This is a genomic window from Gordonia terrae (assembly GCF_051789125.1).
GTDB lineage: Bacteria > Actinomycetota > Actinomycetes > Mycobacteriales > Mycobacteriaceae > Gordonia > Gordonia terrae_A.
This window is the reverse complement of sequence record NZ_CP196526.1, coordinates 5082781-5102348: the sequence shown is the minus strand read 5'-3', so window position 1 is coordinate 5102348 and position 19568 is coordinate 5082781. Positions and strand designations below refer to the sequence as shown.

Here is a 19568-nt window from a genome sequence, read left to right as displayed (position 1 = left end):
TGTGTTCTATGCACATCGAGCGGCGGGAGCGGCGTGACGCGTCGATCCTGCACGCCGATCTCGACTCGTTCTACGCATCGGTGGAGCAGCGGGACGACCCGGCGCTTCGGGGACGTCCGGTCCTTGTCGGGGGTGGCGTGGTCCTCGCCGCGAGCTACGAGGCGAAGGCCCGTGGTGTGCGCTCGCCGATGCCCGGCCACGAGGCACGTGCCCTGTGTCCCGACGCGGTCGTCGTGCCGCCCCGGTTCGAGGCCTATATGGAGGCGAGCCGCGAGGTCTTCGACATCTTTCACGACACCACCCCGGTGGTCGAGGGGATCTCGGTCGACGAGGCCTTTCTCGACGTCGGCGGGTTGGGTCGCATCAGCGGGACGCCTCATGATGTGGCAGCGACGATCCGTCGGCGCGTCCGCGAGGAGGTCGGGCTCCCGATCACCGTCGGCGGCGCGCGCAGTAAATTCCTCGCGAAGGTCGCCAGTGCCGTCGGCAAACCCGACGGTCTGCTGATCGTCGCGCCGGGTACCGAACTGGAGTTCCTGCATCCGCTACCCGTCCGTCGACTGTGGGGCGTCGGCCCGGTCACCGAGGCCAAGCTGCACGACGCCGGAGTGGAGACGGTGGGTCAACTGGCCGCACTCGGGGAGCGATCGCTGCGCGGCATCGTCGGGTCCGGGGCCGGACGACATCTGTTCGCCCTGTCGCTCGCCCAGGATCCGCGTCGCGTCGAGACCGGCAAGCGTCGGAGCTCGATCGGGTCGCAACGTGCTCTCGGTCGCCGCCCCAAATCCGAGGCCGACCTCGAGGCGACGATCGTCGCGATCGTGGAGCGATTGGGCAAGCGGATCCGGGCGGCTGAACGAGTCTGTCGGACTGTGGTTCTGCGGTTGCGCTTCGACGACTTCACCCGCGCCACACGGTCTCGGACGCTCCTCGAACCGACCGACCGCACCGACATCGTCATGGCGTCGGCGCGCGGACTCCTCGCCGACGCCATGCCGATCATCCGCGAGCGGGGGTGCACCCTGGTCGGGCTGTCGTTGACCAACCTCGACGATCACGACAACATCCAGCTCGCCCTGCCCTTCGACACCGACCACGGCGAGGAGCTCGACGCGACCATGGACCTTCTGCGCGATCGCTTCGGACGCGACTCGGTCACTCGCGCGGTGCTCATCGGACGCAACCACGGCGACGACGCGCCGATGCTCCCCGACTAGGGATTTCGTAGCGGAAATGCGCGCTATTTCCCCGTTATCGCTACGAAACGCGGGCGGGGGCGGTGGGCGCGCGAAAAGCGCGAAACGATACTTATGCGCCCAAGCGTGACTGTGATGCCGGTTACGCCAACACTTCTGATGTGACCACCGATGTGGTCGTCCTCACATCCGATGAAGAATCGAGAAGACAATGTTGGTAGCACTCGGCCTCGGGATGGTCGCCACCTTCATGGTGCTGATCATCACCAAGCGGGCGACGCCCGTGGTGGCGCTGATCCTCGTCCCCGTCGCGTTCGGGCTGTTCGCCGGCGCCGGCCTCGGCATCAGCGACATGATCACCGACGGCATCAAGGACCTTGCCCCGACGGCGGCGATGCTGTTCTTCGCGATCATCTTCTTCGGGATCATGATCGACGTCGGCCTCTTCGACCCGGTGGTGCGAGCGGTCGTCCGTGCCGTGCACGACGATCCGGCACGCCTCGTCGTCGGCACCGCGGTGCTGTCCGGTGTCGTGTCCCTCGACGGTGACGGCTCGACGACCTTCATCATCACCACGGCCGCCTTGCTGCCGCTCTACGTGAAGCTCGGAGTCAGTCCGGTCGTCCTCACCGTCGTCGCCGGACTCACCAACGGCACGATGAACATCCTGCCGTGGGGTGGCCCGACCGCCCGGGCGGCGAGTGCGCTGAACATCGACACCAACGACGTCTTCGTCCCGATGGTCCCCGCCCTGGCCGCTGCGCTGGTCGTGGTGCTGCTCTTCGCCTACCACCTCGGAGTCCTCGAACGTCGCCGCATCGGCAAGCTGGAGATCAGAGAGTCGATCCTCGCGCCGAAGGAGGAAGTGCTCGTGGCTGCCGGTGGTGGGACCGGCCTGCCGCCCAAGGGTCGTCGTTCCGGTGGTTCGGGTTCGGCGGCAACCGGTTCCGGCGGATACGACCACGCCCCCACCGGCGATCACGACCTCGGCGCGGTCTCGGCTGCCGCTGACGACGACCGCGACGCCTCCTTCTCCGGCGTCCTCGATCCCCATCGGGAGACCCTGCGTCCCAAGCTCTTCTGGGTGAACGCCGGTCTCACCGTGACCCTGCTGGCCATCCTCGGCGCCGACATCGTCGCCATCCCGGTGCTGTTCATGATCTTCGCCGGCATCGCCCTGGCCATCAACTTCCCGCACATCAAGCAGCAGCAGGAAGCCATCACCCGTCACAGCTCCAGCATCGTGTCGGTGGTCGCCATGGTGCTGGCCGCCGCAGTGCTCACCGGAGTCTTCAACGGCACCGGGATGGTCGACGCCATCGCACACTGGCTCGCCGACGGCATCCCCGACTGGATGGGACCGCACATGGCGATCGTGATCGGCGTGCTCTCGATCCCGCTCACCTTCCTGATGAGCAACGACGCCTTCTACTACGGCGTGCTGCCGGTGCTGTCGGAAACCGCGACCCGCTACGGCATCGACCCCACCGAGATGGCCCGCGCATCGATCACCGGCCAGACCGTACACATGCAGAGCCCCCTCGTCCCGGCGATCCTGCTGCTGGTGGCCCTGGCCGGCGTCGGCTTGGCCGACCACCACAAGAAGGTCCTGTGGCGGGCCACCGTGGTCTCTCTAGTCATGCTCGCCGTCGGCGTGCTGGTGGGAGCGATCCCGTTCTGACGAAACCCCACCGCACTTCGGCGCGTCTGTGACACCCCTCTGTGACACCCCATCTGCGGCACTAGGGTGACAAGCATGCGTTTGCGGACGCAGGTGCTGCTCCTGCAGCTGGCGGTGATCGCCGTCAGCCTCGTGGTCGGGTTCGGACTGGTCATCGCCGGAGCCGACGACCGCGTGCGCGACGAGTACGCGCAACGCGCACTCGCGATCGCCCAGTCGGTCGCCGCCGACGGCGAGGTCCGCAGCGAGGTCGCGGCCCATCCCGGCACCCAGGTGGATGCGGCCGAATTGCTCGACGGCCCGCTCCAGCGTCACGCCGCGGCGGTGCGCGCCCGGACCGGTGCCCTGTTCGTCGTCATCGGCAACGATCGCGGCATCCGTCTTGCTCACCCGGAGGCGTCGGAACTGGCCAAGACGGTCTCCACCGACCCGTCGAAGGTGCTGTCCGGATCGGACGACGTCAACACCGACCGGGGCACCCTCGGCGAATCCGTGCGAGCCAAGGTGCCGATCCTCGGCGACGGGCAACGCGTCGTCGGCTTCGTCAGCGTGGGTGTCTCCACGCAGCGGCTGGAGACAGACACCCGCAGCGACATCATCGCCACATCCCTGCTCGCGCTGGCCGCGCTCGGCATCGGCGCCCTCGGCTCCGCGTTGCTGGCCCGGAGGTGGCGGCGTCTCACCCTCGGTCTCGAGTCCGACGAGCTCGCCGAACTCGTGCGCGAACAGAACGCCGTGCTGCATTCGATGGCCGACGGCGTACTCGCCGTCGACGCCGACGGCATCGTCCGCGTCATCAACGACCGGGCGCGCGCACTGCTCGACATCGACGCGCCGACCGGGACACCCGCGGCCGACCTCGGCCTCACGCCGCGCGTCGCCACCGTCCTGGCGACGCCGACCGACGAACCGCTCGCGGCGAGCATCGGCGAACGCGTCGTCCTCGTCAGCTCCCACCGGGTCCGCGCCGACGGTCGTGACCTCGGCATGGTCTTGTCGGTGATCGACCGCACCGACGTCGAAGCACTCAGCCGGGAGGTGGACTCCATCAGGTCCATGAGCACAGCGCTGCGTGCCCAGCGGCACGAGACCGCGAACCGGATGCACGTGCTCGCCGGTCTGCTCCGACACGGGCATGCCGACGAGGCGCTCGCCTACCTCGACGAACTGGCCGGCACCGGCCCCGGTGGCAGGCTGTTGAGCGGCCTCGACAACGTCCGCGAACCGCACCTGCACGCCTTCCTCGACGCGAAGGCGGCACAGGCGCGAGAACGCGGTGTGACCCTCCGCCTCGGCGACCAGACGTGGCTCGACGCCACCCTGGCCGAACCCGTCGTCGTCACCACCGTCCTCGGTAACCTCGTCGACAACGCCATCGAGGCCGCGGCCGACGGAATGCCCGATGCTCTGTCGGACGCACCGTCCGACGAGCCCGCCGACGTGGAGGTGGAGATCATCGCCGACGGTGACACGCTGCTGGTGTCCGTCGGCGACTCGGGTCCCGGCATCGGCTTCGAGGATCCCGACGACGTCTTCGCGGAGGGGGCGACGACCAAATCCGGCGCATACATACCCGGTGGTCGCGGCATGGGACTCGCCCTCGCCAGGCAGATCGCCCGACGAACCGGCGGCGACCTGTGGGTCGCGCACCCCGGGGGACCCGGCGATCACGAACTCGGCGGTGCACTCTTCGTGGCCAGGCTGCCCGGCGTCCTCGCGCCGACGCCGCACGACGATCGCCGTGAACCCGACGAGCAAGGAGACCGAGAATGAGCGAGGACCTCGGCGTTCTCATCGTCGACGACGACTTCCGGGTCGCGGCCTTGCATTCGACGATCGTCGAGGCGGTCCGCGGATTCACCGTGCGCGCGCGTGCGGGCAGCGTGGCCGCCGCCCGACAGGCGATGGCCGAGCATCCCGACATCGATCTCGCGCTGCTCGACGTCCACCTGCCCGACGGTTCGGGTATCGACCTCGTGGCCGAACTGGCGTGCGACTGCTTCATCGTCGGGGCCGAGACCGACGCCTCCGCGGTGCGTACCGCGACACGCGCCGGTGCACTGGCCTACCTCATCAAACCGTTCGACGATGCCGACCTCGCGCGACGTCTCGCCGGATACGCCCAGTACCGGCGGGTGCTGGCCGGGCGGAACGTCGACCAGAATGCAGTCGACGCAGCCTTGTCGGCGTTGCGATTCGGCACCAGGGCCACCGAACGGTCGGAGTCCGGATCGCCCACCGAACAGCGGATTCTCGCCCTGTTCGCCCGCTCCGACTCGACGCTGTTCGCCGACGACGTGTCCCGGGAGATCGGCGTCGCCGCGCCGACCGCCCGACGGCACCTCGCCAACCTCGTGGCCGCCGGGAAACTGACGATGTCGCTGCAGTACGGCACCACCGGACGACCGCGGCAGGAGTACCGGCTCCGCGGCGCGTGAACCGGCGAGGGCCGCAGGGCCGCCTGCGTCGGTCACAGCACTAGAGTGTGGAGGTTGCCGGAGATGTCGGGGGTGTCTGAGATGCGGACGGTCGGGGTGGATCTCTCCGCGTCTCCGGCGAAAACCGCTGTCGCAGTGCTCGACTGGCGTGACGGCCGGGCTGAGGTGACCGATCTCGTGGTCGGGGCCGACGACGCCGACATCCGCCGGCTCGCCGAGGGTGCGACGCGGATCGGCATCGACTCGCCGTTCGGGTGGCCCGACGAGTTCGTGGACTTCGTCGTCGCCCATCACCGGCACGGGTTGCCTGCGGATCGTCGTCTCGACGAGATCGCACGGCGCCGGCCTCTTGCGCTGCGTCGTACCGATCGTTGGATCGCCGACTCCGGGCTCGGGCGTCCGCTGAGTGTCTCCGCCGATCAGATCGCCCATGTCGCGTTTCGATGTGCCGGGCTACTCGCGGATCTTGCCGTCGACGACCGCGTCGACGGGTGGGCTGTCGAGGCGTATCCGGCAGGCGCCCTCAAACGGTGGGGTCTCACCTCGCGGGGATACAAACGAGCCGTCAATGCGCCGATCCTCGCCGAGCTCCTCGTGGCCCTGACAGCGGCTGCGCCGTGGCTCGATCTCGGCGATCATGCCGAGACGATGGCTCGCGACGACGACGCATTCGACGCCGTGATCACCGCGCTCATCGCTCGCGCCGCCGAGCTCGGCCGGACCACCCTGCCCGACGCCGATGACCGGCCTGTCGCCGCCCGCGAGGGTTGGATTCACGTACCCACCGTCGAACTGGCGGAACTGATCTGAGGTTCGCGGTGACCGCGTGATCAACCGGCCAGCGACAGGCGCATCACCACGCGCGGGAATCGAGCGAGGACCGAACCGGTGTCGGCGGCCTTGACGAACCCCGCCTTTTCGAACAACCCGCGTGTCCCGACGTAGGCCATCGTCAGATCGACCTTCTCGCCCTTGTTGTCGACGGGATACCCCTCGATGGCGGGGGCGCCGTTCGAGCGGGCGTAGTCGACGGCGCCCCTGAGCAGTGCGTGCGAGATCCCCTTCTTGCGATGACCCGGCCGCACCCGGATGCACCACACCGACCAGACCGGCAGGTCGTCGACGTGGGGGATCTTGCGATTGCGCGCGAACGTCGTGTCCGCGCGGGGAGAGACGGCCGCCCAACCGACCACGTCGCCACCGTCGTAGGCCAGGACTCCCAGCGGAATCCCGCTGTCGCACAGCTCCTTCACGAACTTGCCGCGCTCTTCGCGGACCAACTGCTGGTTCTGCGTGCTGGGGATTCGGTAACTCAGGCACCAGCAGACATTCGACGTGGGCTTCTTCGGGCCGACCATCGTGGCGATGTCGTCGAAGATCGTTGCGGGCCGGACCTCGATGGGCATGGGTCCAGCATCGTCGCCGCTCCGGCGGACGGCAAGCACCACGGGTGATCTGGCAGAGGTGCGGTCGTCAGGACTCGCGGGGCCCCGCGCCGAAGACGGTCCGGTACCAGATGGCGGTGAGGATCTCGATCGCCGTGTCGTCGTCGGGGATCGGACCGGCGGCCTCCCCACGCACCGCAAGCCATGTCCAGCAAGTGGATTCGAGTGTCGCCACCAGAGCGGACGCGAGCGGCTCGAGTGGCAGTCCGACGTCGTAACCGGCACGCTCCGCGCCGTGGAGTCCCGACAACACCTGTTTGACGCCCGACACGCGGTTGGCGTGCCAACGAGCGCGGAAATCGTCGTCGAGCATCGACATCTGGAACAGGCCGATGATCTCGGGGAGGTACTTCTTGTAGGTCGTCCAGTAGGCGGTGACCGCTGCCCGCACACTGGCCTCGGGGTCGGCGTGCCGTGTCGCGAGCGAGCCCGCGACGACCTCCTCGCCGAATTGGTCCAGAAGCGCTTCGAGCAGCCGGTCCTTGCTGTCGTAGTAGTTGTAGAACGACCCGGTGGAGCGTCCGGCCGCGGCCGAGATGTCGGAGATCTTGGTGTTGAGATAGCCCTTTTCGGCAAAGGTCCGGCGCGCGGCGTCGAGGAACGCGGCCTCGGTCTGACGTCCTTTGTTCGTCGGCGGCACCTGAGCTCCCTTCCGCGTACCGATGACATATCGAACCACGCGCCGGCGCGCGACCCGTTCGAGCGTCGAGAACGTGTGTGACCCTTGTCAAGTTCTGAAACTGAATCTAGCATCAGAAAACCGTTGGCGACAGAGGAGAGTCATGGAATCGTTCATCCACCACCGCAGGGGCCGCACCCCCAGGCAGGTGCACCGGGACGTGGAGGATCTCAAGGACGACGAACTCGGTCGGTACGGATTCACCGGTCGCACAGCACATCTCTATCGTCGCAACGACCCGACCCGGTTCCGCGCGGTCGGTACCCACACGGGCGTCGACCGGATCGTCACCGACCTCACGCCGACGGATCAGTCCGACCCGGGCGGAGAGCCGCTCGTGATGTTCTTCAACGACGACTGCCGGATCTCGTTGAGCCGCCGTGCCGAGGCCGCGCCCTTCTGGTTCCGGCCGGTCGACGGCGACGAACTGTTCTTCGTGCACGAGGGAACGGGATACTTCGAGACCGAGTTCGGCCGGTTGCCCTATCGGCCCGGCGACTACGTCTACATCCCGAAAGGGTGCACGTATCGTCAGGTGCCCGACGGCCCTTCGTTGCTGCTGATCATCGAGGCGGTCGACGAGTTCCGGGTGCCCGAGGCGGGTGTTCTCGGCAGGTTCTTCCCGTTCGATTCCTCGCTCGTCGTCGTGCCCGAGGCGGAGGCATTCGACGACGACGGCCGCGACGAATACGAGGTGCGCTTCCGCCAGCGTGATGGACAGACCTCCCTGTTCTATGCCTTCCACCCACTCGATGTCGAGGGTTGGCGCGGAGACAATTTCGCGTTCACCTTCAACATCGAGGACTACGACGTCATCACCTCCGAGACCGTCCACCTGCCGCCGACGGTGCATCTGTTCATGCAGGCCACCGGGGTCTACGTGATGAACTTCCTGCCGCGCCCCGCCGAAGCGCGCAAGGGCGCCGAACGCCTGCCGTGGTATCACCGCAACACCGATTTCGACGAGATCGCATTCTTCCACGGCGGCAGCATGTTCGGTGTCTCGATGCCACCGGGGTTGATCTCGCACGCTCCCCAGGGCATGCATCACGGCATTCCGGAGAGGGCGCGCGAACGGTCGCGGCGCAAGTTCGACGAGTTCGATCGGGTGGAATGGAAGGTGATCTCGATCGACACCCGTCGTCGACTGATCCCGTCTCCGGCGATGGTCGAGGCGTCGGTTTCTGATGCGACATCACCGACCAGCGATGAGGCACGCGTATGAATGCGACCCTCGCCGTGCCGCGACACGAGTACGAGCGAATCCCCTATCTCGTTGTGTTCGACGACCTCTCGGCCTACCAGGACACCTACGGCGGGGTCACCGAGAGTGTCGTGCTCGAGAGCTACCTGCTGCGGCCGAAGGGTGTGCCGTCGAAGAACGTCATCGTCTTCATGCATCCCATCGGCGGCGGCGCCTACCTGCCGATGACCAACGCGCTCGCCCGCGCCGGGCATCACGTCATCTACTGCAACAGCCGGTACCGCGGCGTCGACAGTGCGCTGATCATGGAGAAGGTCGTGCAGGACCTCGGGGCGTGTGTGAAGGATGCGCGCGAACGGCTGGGATACGAGAAGGTGATTCTCGCCGGGTGGAGTGGCGGCGGGGCACTGTCGTTGTACTACCAGCAGCAGGCCCAGCACGCGACGGTGACCGAGACGCCCGCGGGTGAGCCCCCGGACCTGACCGCCCTGGACCTGCCGGCCGCGGACGGCATGATGTTGCTCGCCGCGCACGTCTCGCGCCACGGCACATTGACCGAGTGGATGGATCCGTCGATCGTCGACGAGTCCGATCCGCACCGCCGCGACCCGGAGCTGGACCTCTACAACCCGTCGAATCCCCACCAGCCGCCGTACTCGGCGGAGTTCCTCGACCGTTACCGCGCCGCACAGATCGAGCGCAACCGCCGGATCACCGCCTGGGTCAAGCAACAACTCGCCGACCTCCGTGACCATGGCGAGCCCTTGATGGAGCGCGGCTTCATCGTGCACGGGACGATGGCTGATCCGCGGTGGCTGGATCTCACCGTCGACCCCAGTGACCGCGAGCTCGGTTGCTATCTGGGCGATCCGCGGATCGTCAACATGGGTCCGGTCGGCCTCGCGCGGTTCACCACGCTGCGTAGCTGGTTGTCGCAGTGGAGTTTCGACGACGCACTCGGTGACGGTCCGCGCTGCGCGGCCGACCTCGAGGTCCCGACGCTGGTCATCGGCAACTCCGCCGACAACGCGTGCACACCGAGCCACACGCATCGCCTGTTCGACGCGGTCGGTCACCCGGACAAGACGTTGCACACCATCGTCGGTGCGACGCACTACTACTCCGGCCGTGAGCAGGGCCCGAAGCTGAAAGAGGCGGTCGGCGTCATCACCGAGTGGCTGGGGGAGAGGTCCTGGGCCAACTGAGGGCAGCGCACACCACCCCGGCGGGCGCGGAACTCAGCCGAGCAGCTTCTTCTGCACCTTGCCCATCGCGTTGCGCGGCAGCGATTCGACGAACCGGATCTCGCGTGGCCGTTTGTGATTCGACAGCTCGCCCGCGACGAACTCGATGAGTTCGGTGTCGGCGACGGCATCGTCGCCCACCACGTAGGCGACGATGCGTTGACCGAGATGGTCGTCGGGTACACCGATCACCGCGACCTCGTGGACGGCCGGATGCGCGAGCAACACGGTCTCGATCTCGCCGGCGCCGATGCGGAAGCCGCCGGACTTGATGAGGTCGGTGGCGCGGCGTCCGACGATGCGGTGCATGCCGTCGGGATCGATGACGGCGACGTCGCCGGTCGCGAAAAAGCCGTCGGACAGCCATGATTCGGCGGTCGCGTCGGGACGATTCAGGTATCCCGACGCCATCATCGGGCCGCGCACGTGGAGGTCACCGACGCTCTGACCGTCGTGGGGCACGCTCTCGGCGCCCTCGACGAGGCGGGTCTCCACATGGGCGAGGGGAAGGCCGACCCACCCCGGTCGTCGCTCACCATCGGCGCGGGTGCTGACGGTGATGAGTGTCTCGGTCATGCCATAGCGTTCGACGATCTGGTGTCCTGTCAGCTCGTGTATGCGCTCGAACAGAGGCACCGGCAAGGGCGCGCTGCCCGAGATCAAGATCCTGGCACCCGAGAGCTGTTGCGCGTGGGCGGGTTCGGCGGCGACGCGATTCCACACCGTCGGTACGCCGAAGAACATGCTCGCGCCGGTCGCCGCTGCTGCTGCGTAACCCTCAGCGGTCGGTTTCCCGGTGTGGACGAGGCGGCCGCCGCGGCGCAACGGGCCCAGGACGCCGAGGATCAGGCCGTGCACGTGGAACAGCGGAAGGCCGTGCGCGAGAGTGTCGTCGGCAGTCCAGAGCCAGGCGTCGGCGAGCGCGTCGAGCCCCTCGGCGATCGCCTGACGGCTGATCGGCACGCCCTTGGGCAGACCCGTGGTGCCCGACGTGTAAAGGATCAGCGCGATCGAATCGGCGTGGGGCTCGGGGTGACGGTGCCACGACTTCGCATAACGGCGCACTGGTACGACGGGCAGAGTCGCATCCGCCGGGGCCGCGCCGAGCCAGGCTTGTGCACCCGAATCGGTCAAGATGTGGTCGAGCTCGCGCGGACCGGAATCGGGCGGCACGGGGACCACAGGCACACCGGCGATCAGCCCGCCGACCACTGCCAGCACCGTCTCCACGGTCGGGGTCGCCAGGACCGCGACAGTCCGTGCACCGGCGATCCGTTCCGCGACCGCGGTGGCCGCGCCGACGAGGTCCTCCCGCGACAACTGGTCGTCGCCGACGCGGATCACGGCGGGGTCGTCCGGAGCGGTGGGGGTCAGGGTGGGCAGCAGCACAGTTCTCACTGTGCCACGATGCGGCTGCTGCGCCGTCGACCTGCCGCATCGTCGAGGTGACGCGGCGTGCGCGCGATCACGCGTGAGCCGGGGCCGTTTCGGGTACGCATCTGCCATGGCTGACAGAGAAACGCGTGACTCCACGTTCGATCCGCAGAATCCCGACCCGTCGAACACTGCGGGACTCGAATCCGGGGGTGGCGTCCGGCCGGGAGACACCCCACCCGCCGAGACCGCTGTGGGTGGACCCAATCACGAGCCGCCGCAGCGTCGGAAACTCGGCCCGCTCATCGCCATCGCGCTCGCCGCGATCCTGTTCCTGGTGGTGGCCGTGGGTCTCGTCGGACGAGCGGTGGGATTGTTCTGAGCGTGAGCGCCAGTCACCCGCCGGTGGCCGCGGTGCGGGGCATCGACGTCCGAACGAGGACGTCGACCGTCGCCTCCAGGTCGGCATCTTCCATGCTCGATAGCATCGATCGGATGACCTGGCGGATGACGCCGGCACGCGGGTGAAACCGGATGTCCAGCACGGACGCGAGATTCCAGGCGAACAGGAAGGCGTCGCGAACCGCGCGCTCGTAGAGTTCGTCAGCAGTGACCGCCGTGCCGTCGACGTCGACGAGCCGCTCGCCGTCGAGGACGGCGTCGAACGCGGTCACCACCTCAGTCGCGCTGCGTCGGTAAGGATGCTCGAAACCGCCTCCGTACTGGTTCGCCGATGATCGGAGCAGGCTCCCGCGCATATCGTCGGCAACCTGCGCGCGATCGCCGGTCAGAATCGCGGCGACGCGCCGGTTCCGGTTGATCGACGAGACGTACAGGTGGCCGAGATCGCCGGCTCTTCCGACCGCCCCTACGGACATGTCGCCGATGGTCATCTCCGACAGGTGAGCACTCACGTCGTCGGTCATCTCCCGTAGTGCCGCAGTGTCCATGGGACGTCCCTTCATGGTGTCGATCGCCGATTCGCCCTGGTAGGTGGTCGGGATGAGAAGATGCTCCGGCAGCAGAGGAGAAAGAGCCCTGCCCGCAGCGATCGTCTACCACGGTAGACGATCAGAGGAGGTGTGTCGATGGCGAACGACGACGACGCAGTCACGGAGCCGGATCTCGGCGCGCTCGTCGGGCGACTCGTGCCGCGGCTGGTCGCGCTCGAAGCGCCGATACTGCAGGCGGCCGGCCTCTCGATGTGGGAGTACGCCATCGTGAGCGAGGTGGCCGCGACCACGGCGCTGTCGCAACGGGAGTTGTCGCAGCGCACCGGCCGCGACCCCACGCGACTCGGGCGCCACCTCGACGAACTCCAGGGGCGCGACATCGTCACGCGGGAGCGGTCGGGCAACCATCGACAATGGAGCGTCTCTGTCACCGAGCACGGCCGCGAACTGCACGATCGGGTGCGATCGCAGATCAGGACGGTGGAGGACGAACTCCTGCGCGGCGCGATGTCAGACGGTCAGGCAGCGACCTTCCGCCGGCTGCTGCGGCTCCTCGTCGCGACCGTCACCTGACGTCGACACCACATCTCGGGTCTCGGACCCGGATCAGCGCGGATCGATACGAAAGACCCCGCACCGCCCGGCAGCCGCGGCGAATGCGTCAGGCGTGACATCGTCGACGACGCCCGCATCCCTCATCATCTTCGGACCGTCGGTGCCGGCCAGCTCCGGCCACGCGCGCAACACCGGAACCGCCTGGTCGGCCGGTAGTTCGTTGAGACGGACATCGCTCACCCGACCGCGGACGGACAGTTGCGCGAGCCCGTCGGCCGCGCGGACGTTGCGGGCCCAGTCCGCACCGGGGAATCCCTCGAGCAGATACCGGCCGCCGTCGAAGTCGACGATCGTGAGCGGTGTCCGTCGCGGTTTGCCGCTGCGCCGTCCGGGAACGATCAGGACCGGCAGCTCCTTCATGCCGCCGAAGCGCTTGATCAGGAGGAACACCTTGTTCATCGGCTTGAGCCAACGCGGCGGCGTCGCGGAGTGCGGAGAAGTGGGCATGACGGGTCCCTTCGTCGAGCTTACTCCGTACACTGTACGGCGATGGCTCGGCGACGTCCACCGGCCGCGGGTCGGGCTGCACTCGAGCGGCGGCCTCGACCTCAGGGGCGGACCCACCCGTCGGCCATGAACTCGAGAAGCAGCTGCGCTTTGTTGCCGATGGGGCGTCCGGCTTCTTCGTAGCGCCGTGCAACGCGTCGATAGTGTTCGCGAACGGTGCTTTCCGCGATCTGATGCTCACGCGACGTCTGACGAAGGGTGGCCCCGAGCGTGTAGGTCTGCAGGATCTCCCGCTCGCGATCGGTGACGCGGACCCGGTTGACGGGGATGGGCGGAGTCGACGGCGTCGGCGGACCGACGGTCGACGACAGTGCGCGTTCGAGCGCGGCCTCGGCATGAGGGGCGCGGGGAGAGATGCGGATGTGTTCGTGGCCGGCCACGCCGTCGCCGAGGAAGATCACCCGCACCGTGCGCAACGTGGGGATTCGTCGCACGAAACCGAGCATGGCGCCAGAGCGCACCAGGAGCGCCCCCGGATTCCGGAGTGCCGCGAGTTGTGCGGGCTCGACGAGGATCGCGTGATGGCCCGCCGACTCGACCAGCGCGAGAAGCGCGGCGTCGAAGATGTCGCCCTCCGCGACCACGGCGGCGACCCGTGTCCCGGACGACGCCGTCGGGGGCGAAGTGCTCGTGGTTCCGTCCGCGACGTCGGCTCCGTGAGGCTTCCCACCACCAGGCCGGGGCGGCGGGCGGGATTCGTTCAGCGATGTGGACACGGTTCCTGTTCTCCTGCGTCGATGCGTGCGCGGGAACAGTGGCTGTCGGTCCCCGGCGTCGTGCTGGATGGTTGTCGGTCAGGGGGGTCGCGAAACCCTGGCCTGTCGATACCCTTTTCTCCACCCTGGCGAACATCGAGCTGCATGTCAGCCTCTCCACGGCCAGAAATCACCCCGTTCGGGTCGTACTGCGCTCAACGAGCCCGAATAGATGCGTGATCACGCGCGAACGGGAGAAATCGGGCAACATCATGAGTGTGCCGAACGGTTTGCGCGTGCTGGTTGCGACTCCGCTCGGTCACGTCGTGGCTGCGCACCTCACCCATGCGCTCGACCGCGCGACGGTGAGCGTGGCCACCACGCAGGACGAGTTCATCCGCAGCGTCGCGCACAACGTGCGCTTCGACGTCGTGGTGACCGACCTCCTGTGGAACCGTCGCGATCTGGAGTGGGAGTTCGACGGTCTCGACGTCATCGACGCCCTCGCAGTCCACGACCGCCGGGCGCCGGTCATCCTCGCCACCCACGGTTCCGGGCTGGAACGCGATCACCTCGACGAGGCGGGTGAGCGCGAGGAGGTCGCCGGGATCATCGCGAAGTCCGACGGTTTCGATGTGCTGACGAGCACGGTGACGGCGGTGGCCCTCGGACAAGGACTACCGGACAGGCGGTACAACTCCGGACGGTCGACGCTGTACGGACTGTTCTCCGGACAGCGCGGCGCCACCGCCGGCCGACTGGCCGGGGCGATCGCGTCCGGAAACGCGTCGGACAACGCCTCGCTCGCCCGTGCCGCGAAAGTTTCGCCGAGCACGGCGAACAAGGCGACCAACCACTACCTCGGCCCGATCATCACCGAACTCGGCGAGCACGCCGAAGGGTTGCCGATGACCCAGGCAGCCGTCTACCGGTGGTGCGGCCTGCATGCCCGCTATCTCACGAGTTGGTGCCGTCGCAACGGGCACCAGGACGTTCTCGGGCCGGCGCCCCGCTGATCAGGTCGCGCGGGCCTCGGCGGGCTCGTCGTCGCCCAGACCGCAACGGTCGCCGAACCATCGAAGGATCTCGATCCCGGCGAGCGCGCCGGCCTCTGCCGTGCGGGTGAGCCCCGGCGCGGACCAGCCGAGCGACTCCAACTCACCGTGCCGCGGTCTGATCGCGTGGTCCGCCGCGAGCAACAGGTCGGTGTCCAGCCAACCGTCCCCCGCCGCGTACAGCGGGGCCGCGGCGTCGAGCGTCCCGTCCGCCACCAGCCTGCGGCGCACCTCGGCGATCGCCGCCGACTTGGTCACCGGTTGTGGCGTCGCGTAGATCTTGCGCCCCTGCTGTGACACGGTCCACCCACGCGCCCCGCACCAGTCGTGCCACTGCGTCAGGAAATCCGCGGGCTGAGCGGATGTGTCGACGACCAGATAGCAGAACAGGTCGTCGGCGGTGCGCAGTGCCGTCACCCACGAATCGTCGATGCGTGTACGGAGTTCGGCCAGGACCTCGTCGAGAGTCGCTCCGGCACCGGCGACCTCGCTCTCCACGTGGCGGCGCCACCCGGGGTCGTCGGATCCGTCGACGAGAATTCGGCCGCCGTTGCTGACCACCGCGTACCGAAACGGGCTGCCCGGCAGATCGATTCGCTCATACTGAGCGGGGGTGCGCGTGGTCGTCGGGACCACCACCGCGGCGCGCGCCAGCCGGCGCAGCAGGTCGACGGCTGCACCGGCCATATACGACAACGGCGCGTCCTGGTACATCTCGACGCAGACGGTGTCGAGAGTCGTGAACTGGGCGTCGCCCATCGCGGCTCGCGAGTAGATCATCGTGCGATCGAGGTCCGTCGCGATCAGCGCGGTCACGCGTCCTCCTTGATGAGCCCGACGCAGGAGTATGCGAGCGCGGGTGAAACCTCCACCGGTACATCGCGTTCGGCAGCCAGCAACCGGATGTGACGGTGCTCGGGCAGGTCGTCGGCACGGACGAGGATGCGCCAGGGCACACGGCGCAGGAGCACACGGGTGGTCTCACCGACGCCGGGCTTGACCAGGTTGATCGAGGACAACCCGTACTGGTTCTGGATGTGTTCGACGGACTGCCACCCTGACCAGGTGGGCCGCCGCGCCTCTGGTGTCAGCGTCGCGAGGGTCGACGCGACCCGCTCGGCGACCGGGCCGAACTCGGCGCTGACGGTGTCCAGCAGGACGCCCGACACGTCGAAGTCGCGTAGATGACGGTAGAACTTCGCGCCGTGGAACTCGCCGGGGCCGATGTGGTCGGCATTCAGAACGGTCCGGGAGACGAGCCCGGAGACGGTCGAGTTGAGGCAGGCCGAGGCGATCAGGAAGTCGTCGCGGGTCCCGAACAGTGTTGTGCACGAACCGGGGTCGGCGAGAACCGCCAACTCGTCGTGCAACCGGGGCCGGCCGCCGACCCGGGCGTACTCGGCGAGGGCGGCCGTGAGTTCGCGTTGGATGGCGCCCTTGCCGGTCCATCCGTCGACGAAGACGATCGACTCGGCGGGATGGCGCTCGACGATGTGGTCCAGCGCGACGGTGTCGATGCCGCGGCCACGCACGATCGAGATGGTGTAGTGCCGGGGGTCGACACCGTGCATCGCCGTCATCCAGCGTCGGATGAGGATGCCCACGGGCGTTCCTGCGCGGGCGAGCGAGACCAGCGTGGGTGTCGAGTGTCGCTCGGCGAGGAGGAGTTCGGATACGACTCCGACGGCCTCGGCGAGTCGTTGCGCCGACGACCGCAGCGTCGAATGGAACAGTTCCTGGTATTCGCGGCCCGGTTGGTATTCGATCGGAAGAGATTCGGCGTAGTGGGCCTGACCGGACTGGATGCGACGTTCCCGTTCGTGGAGATCGCCCTCCAGGGCGATATCGGACAGGTCCTTGAGCAACCAGGTGACCTCGTCGGGGCCATACGACCCGAAGGACGGACCGTACAGCGGCGGCGTCGAGGTGACGGTGCCCTTCATCGCATCTCGCTTCGTACTCGTGCCAGCGCATGCTGGTCGGTTGCCGGCAGCACCGCGATCGTCACCGGATGGCCTGCTGCGGTGAGGACATCGACGGCGCCACCGGGCGCCCGCAGTTCGGAGGTGTCGGCGGGGGAGTCGACGACGAGCACGACGTGTGGGTCCGGGAAGTCCGAGGAGGACACGTTGTACACGAACCGCGGGGTGCCCGGGTCGGCTTCGGGTGCGGCGAACCGGAATCCGCGACGAAGGGGGTATCCAGGTGCGTCGTGGACCTGGGCGGGCGACCGCGTGGTGGTCTGGTAACCCACCGAGAAACCTCGACGTTCGAGGTGCTCGGCAATGCACAAAGGTGCGTACATCAGTTCCTCGTGGCCGATGACGACGGCTGGACGCCGGGGATCGAGAAGGTCGGCAATGGTGTTCGCGGCACCGTCCGCGGCGCGATGGAAGTCCGCGGAATCCTCGCGGAGGACACCGTGTCGTCCACCGTCGGGTGTTTCCGCCGGCCACTCGAGGGTCGTCGTGGTGACCGCTCCGCGCTGCGCGGTGACCGGATTGAGCTCGTCGGACTCCAGGGCCCATACGTCGTCGAGAAGTGTCGGCGGGAGGGTGATGGCGCCGCATGCGAGTGACACATAGGTGACCTCGACGCCGAGACCTGCTGCCGCCTCGACGCATTCGGCCCGCTGACCGGCGGTCCGCATGTCCACCAGGGATGCCACCACGAACCGGGTGCGCGGTCGGGCCGTGATGATCGACTCGATCGCGCCGAGTGCGGTCCTCCCGGTGGAGATCTCGTCGTCGACGAGGATCAGTGTCTCGTCGGGGGTGGTGGGGTCCAGGAAGGTGTCTGCACTGGGTTGCAGCAGATGGGTGGTCGCGTGGGAATGCCCTTCCTCGAAGGTGCCCGATACCTCCACGCCGGGCAGGCTGCGTCGGGTCGAGTGCAGGTAACGAGATGCCGATATGCGTTCGGCGACACAGTGTCCGAGTCCGGTTGCGGTCTCGGCGAACCCGAATACGAGTGCGTGGGCGGCCGCGTCGGCGCCGATCGCGGCGGCGACCGCGTCACCGAGGTCGTCGGCGGCACCGCGTACGACCGAGGGGCGTGTGGGGATGTGTTTGCCCAGGACCGTCGACACCAGCAGGTGGGCACGTCGCCGATTGTGCCGCAGGCCCAACCGCACCAGATCGCGGACGGTGTGGGCGGGGTGGCCACCGTCCGCAGGAGTCACCGTCACGCCGAATCGCGCGGTCACCCAGTCGATGTCAGAGGTGAGGTGATCGGTCACGAGGCAGCCGCACCCGGCGTCGCGAGTGCCGTGAGGAGATCGACGAAGGAGATGCCCTGACGGGTGACGCCGAAGGCGGCCGCGCGGTCCATCACCCGCAGCGCCCAATTGCGGTGTGGCTTGAGCTCGTTCATCTTGTTGCGATACGACGACGCCCGGACGCCGCCGGACTCTCCGGCGAGGATGTCGAGCGCATCGTGGTACTCCTCATGGGTCACCGCGGACAATGCGTGCACCGCGGCGACGTGTGCCGGATGGATCACGGTCTTGCCGTGCAACCCGTTCGCCCGGTCGAGCGTGATCTCCCGCAGCAACCCGTCCATGTCGCGGCTCACCAGTTGCTGGCGGAAGTAGACGGCGTCGTTCTCGCGGAAAGGGGTGTGCCGCAATAACGGCTGGAACATCCGCTCGTGGTCGGCGAAGTACTCCCACACCGGCCCGGTCACGACGAAACCGGTGTCGTCGCTGCGTCCCAGGTGGTTCACGATGCCGGCGATCACGTCGGCGGCGACCCGCACGTCGTAGATCGTGAGGTCGCGGTCGCGTCGGATGCCGAAGTGGCCGCAGATGTCGGTGGCGCCGATCCGCACGGCGAGGATCTGATCACGGTGTGCGCCGAGCAGCGATGCGAGTGCGGCCAGCTCATCGTCGCGGGTCTCGCGATGGACGACCGAGGCCGACTCCAGCACCGGCATCACCCACAGGTGCTTGCCGAGGACCTCGCGGGCGCGGGTTACGGCGTCCAGCGCCGCCTGGGCGTTGTCCGAGCTGAACTTCGGGATGACGAACCCGGTGAGCGCGCTGGGGGCGTCGAGCGCGGTGGCGATCGGCATGATCTGGTCCGCCGACCGCGGCCGGACGAACAGCAGCATCGCCGGGCCCGGATCGGCGGCGAAGTCGTTCAGGGCGGCCACGGCGTGCTCGATCGCCTCGGCCTCCTCGTGATCGGCCACCGCGTCCTCGAGGTCGATGACCATCGAGATGACACCCTGAGCGCGTCGTCGACGGATCACTTGCGCGAGGTCGGGCCGGGTCGCCGGGACGTACAGCGTTGCGCCCAACGCGACCGCCAACCTCTGAGCGGGCCAAGTCGGGTCGATGGGCTCCGGTCGACGGACGAACAGTTCGTCGAGCGTCTCGTGCGTCAGATGCTCGAAGTGCTTGATCGTCCCGGGCTCGAGACCGGTGTCGTCGGGTCGTGCCGATGTGGTCATCGTGAAGCCGTGCTCACTGTGACGCCGTTG

At 68.0% G+C, this 19568-nt stretch carries 20 protein-coding genes; 10 read left to right on the top strand and 10 right to left on the bottom strand.

What is annotated here, in order from left to right; genetic code table 11:
- Positions 1-8 precede the first annotated feature (8 nt).
- The 5 genes from dinB (at position 9) to ACSUZC_RS23235 (ending at position 6125) form a co-directional block, all read left to right on the top strand.
- Positions 9-1217 (top strand): DNA polymerase IV, encoded by a 1209-nt coding sequence (gene dinB / locus ACSUZC_RS23255; protein ID WP_439030794.1) that lies wholly within the window; start codon positions 9-11, stop codon positions 1215-1217.
- 190 nt (positions 1218-1407) lie between these two features.
- Positions 1408-2877: a CitMHS family transporter gene (locus ACSUZC_RS23250; protein ID WP_439030793.1), complete on the top strand. Its 1470-nt coding sequence runs from the start codon at positions 1408-1410 to the stop codon at positions 2875-2877.
- A 75-nt stretch (positions 2878-2952) separates the two neighbouring features.
- The gene (locus ACSUZC_RS23245) at positions 2953-4650 is read left to right on the top strand and encodes an ATP-binding protein (RefSeq protein WP_439030792.1); all 1698 of its coding nucleotides are present in this window, start codon (positions 2953-2955) and stop codon (positions 4648-4650) included.
- Positions 4647-5315 (top strand): response regulator, encoded by a 669-nt coding sequence (locus tag ACSUZC_RS23240; protein WP_439030791.1) that lies wholly within the window; start codon positions 4647-4649, stop codon positions 5313-5315. The genes ACSUZC_RS23245 and ACSUZC_RS23240 overlap by 4 nt, the downstream gene beginning before the upstream one ends.
- 81 nt (positions 5316-5396) lie before the next feature.
- On the top strand, positions 5397-6125 hold the full coding sequence (locus ACSUZC_RS23235; RefSeq protein ID WP_439033212.1) for a DUF429 domain-containing protein: 729 nt from the start codon (positions 5397-5399) through the stop codon (positions 6123-6125).
- Between the two features lie 20 nt (positions 6126-6145).
- Here the strand turns inward: ACSUZC_RS23235 and ACSUZC_RS23230 are convergent, their stop codons facing one another.
- Positions 6146-6721 carry a GNAT family N-acetyltransferase gene (locus ACSUZC_RS23230; protein ID WP_439030790.1) on the bottom strand — a complete coding sequence of 192 codons (576 nt, stop codon included), beginning with the start codon at positions 6719-6721 and terminating at the stop codon, positions 6146-6148.
- 67 nt (positions 6722-6788) lie between these two features.
- Positions 6789-7400, bottom strand: a complete 612-nt coding sequence (locus tag ACSUZC_RS23225; RefSeq protein ID WP_439030789.1) for a TetR/AcrR family transcriptional regulator — start codon at positions 7398-7400, stop codon at positions 6789-6791.
- Between the two features lie 142 nt (positions 7401-7542).
- On the opposite strand from ACSUZC_RS23225, the gene ACSUZC_RS23220 reads away from it, so the two are divergent.
- Complete coding sequence (locus tag ACSUZC_RS23220) at positions 7543-8664, top strand: homogentisate 1,2-dioxygenase (RefSeq protein WP_439030788.1); 1122 nt, start codon at positions 7543-7545, stop codon at positions 8662-8664.
- Entirely contained in the window at positions 8661-9848 is a 1188-nt protein-coding gene (locus ACSUZC_RS23215; RefSeq protein ID WP_439030787.1) for an alpha/beta fold hydrolase, read from the top strand. Before ACSUZC_RS23220 ends, ACSUZC_RS23215 begins: the two co-directional genes overlap by 4 nt.
- Before the next feature lie 33 nt (positions 9849-9881).
- Here the strand turns inward: ACSUZC_RS23215 and ACSUZC_RS23210 are convergent, their stop codons facing one another.
- The gene (locus tag ACSUZC_RS23210) at positions 9882-11276 is read right to left on the bottom strand and encodes an acyl-CoA synthetase (protein WP_439033211.1); all 1395 of its coding nucleotides are present in this window, start codon (positions 11274-11276) and stop codon (positions 9882-9884) included.
- Positions 11277-11391: 115 nt separating this feature from the next.
- On the opposite strand from ACSUZC_RS23210, the gene ACSUZC_RS23205 reads away from it, so the two are divergent.
- Positions 11392-11643, top strand: a complete 252-nt coding sequence (locus ACSUZC_RS23205) for a DUF6480 family protein (protein WP_439030786.1) — start codon at positions 11392-11394, stop codon at positions 11641-11643.
- A gap of 13 nt (positions 11644-11656) precedes the next feature.
- Here the strand turns inward: ACSUZC_RS23205 and ACSUZC_RS23200 are convergent, their stop codons facing one another.
- Positions 11657-12211 carry a hypothetical protein gene (locus ACSUZC_RS23200; RefSeq protein ID WP_439030785.1) on the bottom strand — a complete coding sequence of 185 codons (555 nt, stop codon included), beginning with the start codon at positions 12209-12211 and terminating at the stop codon, positions 11657-11659.
- Positions 12212-12349: 138 nt separating this feature from the next.
- Here ACSUZC_RS23200 and ACSUZC_RS23195 point away from each other — a divergent pair, with 138 nt between their 5' ends.
- Positions 12350-12787, top strand: a complete 438-nt coding sequence (locus tag ACSUZC_RS23195; RefSeq protein WP_439030784.1) for a MarR family winged helix-turn-helix transcriptional regulator — start codon at positions 12350-12352, stop codon at positions 12785-12787.
- 33 nt (positions 12788-12820) lie between these two features.
- Here the strand turns inward: ACSUZC_RS23195 and ACSUZC_RS23190 are convergent, their stop codons facing one another.
- Together ACSUZC_RS23190 and ACSUZC_RS23185 are read right to left on the bottom strand one after the other, a co-directional pair.
- Positions 12821-13276, bottom strand: coding sequence for a nitroreductase/quinone reductase family protein (locus ACSUZC_RS23190; RefSeq protein WP_439030783.1), 456 nt, complete (start codon positions 13274-13276; stop codon positions 12821-12823).
- Positions 13277-13377: 101 nt separating this feature from the next.
- Positions 13378-14052, bottom strand: a complete 675-nt coding sequence (locus tag ACSUZC_RS23185) for a helix-turn-helix transcriptional regulator (RefSeq protein WP_439030782.1) — start codon at positions 14050-14052, stop codon at positions 13378-13380.
- A 251-nt stretch (positions 14053-14303) separates the two neighbouring features.
- Here ACSUZC_RS23185 and ACSUZC_RS23180 point away from each other — a divergent pair, with 251 nt between their 5' ends.
- Complete coding sequence (locus ACSUZC_RS23180; RefSeq protein ID WP_439033210.1) at positions 14304-15047, top strand: response regulator; 744 nt, start codon at positions 14304-14306, stop codon at positions 15045-15047.
- Here ACSUZC_RS23180 and ACSUZC_RS23175 read toward each other — a convergent pair whose 3' ends face one another.
- Genes ACSUZC_RS23175 through ACSUZC_RS23160 form a run of 4 tightly spaced genes read right to left on the bottom strand, consistent with a single transcriptional unit; the run spans position 15048 to position 19538 of the window.
- Positions 15048-15902 (bottom strand): HAD family hydrolase, encoded by an 855-nt coding sequence (locus ACSUZC_RS23175; protein ID WP_439030781.1) that lies wholly within the window; start codon positions 15900-15902, stop codon positions 15048-15050. It lies immediately after the preceding gene.
- Positions 15899-17029, bottom strand: coding sequence for a cysteine protease StiP family protein (locus tag ACSUZC_RS23170; RefSeq protein ID WP_439030780.1), 1131 nt, complete (start codon positions 17027-17029; stop codon positions 15899-15901). Before ACSUZC_RS23170 ends, ACSUZC_RS23175 begins: the two co-directional genes overlap by 4 nt.
- Positions 17026-18324: a phosphoribosyltransferase family protein gene (locus tag ACSUZC_RS23165; protein ID WP_439030779.1), complete on the bottom strand. Its 1299-nt coding sequence runs from the start codon at positions 18322-18324 to the stop codon at positions 17026-17028. The genes ACSUZC_RS23170 and ACSUZC_RS23165 overlap by 4 nt, the downstream gene beginning before the upstream one ends.
- Complete coding sequence (locus ACSUZC_RS23160; RefSeq protein ID WP_439030778.1) at positions 18321-19538, bottom strand: HpcH/HpaI aldolase/citrate lyase family protein; 1218 nt, start codon at positions 19536-19538, stop codon at positions 18321-18323. The genes ACSUZC_RS23165 and ACSUZC_RS23160 overlap by 4 nt, the downstream gene beginning before the upstream one ends.
- Positions 19539-19568 lie beyond the last annotated feature (30 nt).

Coding starts and splice junctions, on each gene's coding strand:
- dinB (WP_439030794.1), top strand. CDS start 9: ATGCACATCGAGCGGCGGGAGCGGCGTGACGCGTCGATCCTGCACGCC.
- ACSUZC_RS23190 (WP_439030783.1), bottom strand. CDS start 13,276: ATGCCCACTTCTCCGCACTCCGCGACGCCGCCGCGTTGGCTCAAGCCG.
- ACSUZC_RS23250 (WP_439030793.1), top strand. CDS start 1,408: ATGTTGGTAGCACTCGGCCTCGGGATGGTCGCCACCTTCATGGTGCTG.
- ACSUZC_RS23215 (WP_439030787.1), top strand. CDS start 8,661: ATGAATGCGACCCTCGCCGTGCCGCGACACGAGTACGAGCGAATCCCC.
- ACSUZC_RS23230 (WP_439030790.1), bottom strand. CDS start 6,721: ATGCCCATCGAGGTCCGGCCCGCAACGATCTTCGACGACATCGCCACG.
- ACSUZC_RS23180 (WP_439033210.1), top strand. CDS start 14,304: ATGAGTGTGCCGAACGGTTTGCGCGTGCTGGTTGCGACTCCGCTCGGT.
- ACSUZC_RS23235 (WP_439033212.1), top strand. CDS start 5,397: ATGCGGACGGTCGGGGTGGATCTCTCCGCGTCTCCGGCGAAAACCGCT.
- ACSUZC_RS23170 (WP_439030780.1), bottom strand. CDS start 17,029: ATGAAGGGCACCGTCACCTCGACGCCGCCGCTGTACGGTCCGTCCTTC.
- ACSUZC_RS23195 (WP_439030784.1), top strand. CDS start 12,350: ATGGCGAACGACGACGACGCAGTCACGGAGCCGGATCTCGGCGCGCTC.
- ACSUZC_RS23220 (WP_439030788.1), top strand. CDS start 7,543: ATGGAATCGTTCATCCACCACCGCAGGGGCCGCACCCCCAGGCAGGTG.
- ACSUZC_RS23205 (WP_439030786.1), top strand. CDS start 11,392: ATGGCTGACAGAGAAACGCGTGACTCCACGTTCGATCCGCAGAATCCC.
- ACSUZC_RS23240 (WP_439030791.1), top strand. CDS start 4,647: ATGAGCGAGGACCTCGGCGTTCTCATCGTCGACGACGACTTCCGGGTC.
- ACSUZC_RS23160 (WP_439030778.1), bottom strand. CDS start 19,538: ATGACCACATCGGCACGACCCGACGACACCGGTCTCGAGCCCGGGACG.
- ACSUZC_RS23200 (WP_439030785.1), bottom strand. CDS start 12,211: ATGGACACTGCGGCACTACGGGAGATGACCGACGACGTGAGTGCTCAC.
- ACSUZC_RS23245 (WP_439030792.1), top strand. CDS start 2,953: ATGCGTTTGCGGACGCAGGTGCTGCTCCTGCAGCTGGCGGTGATCGCC.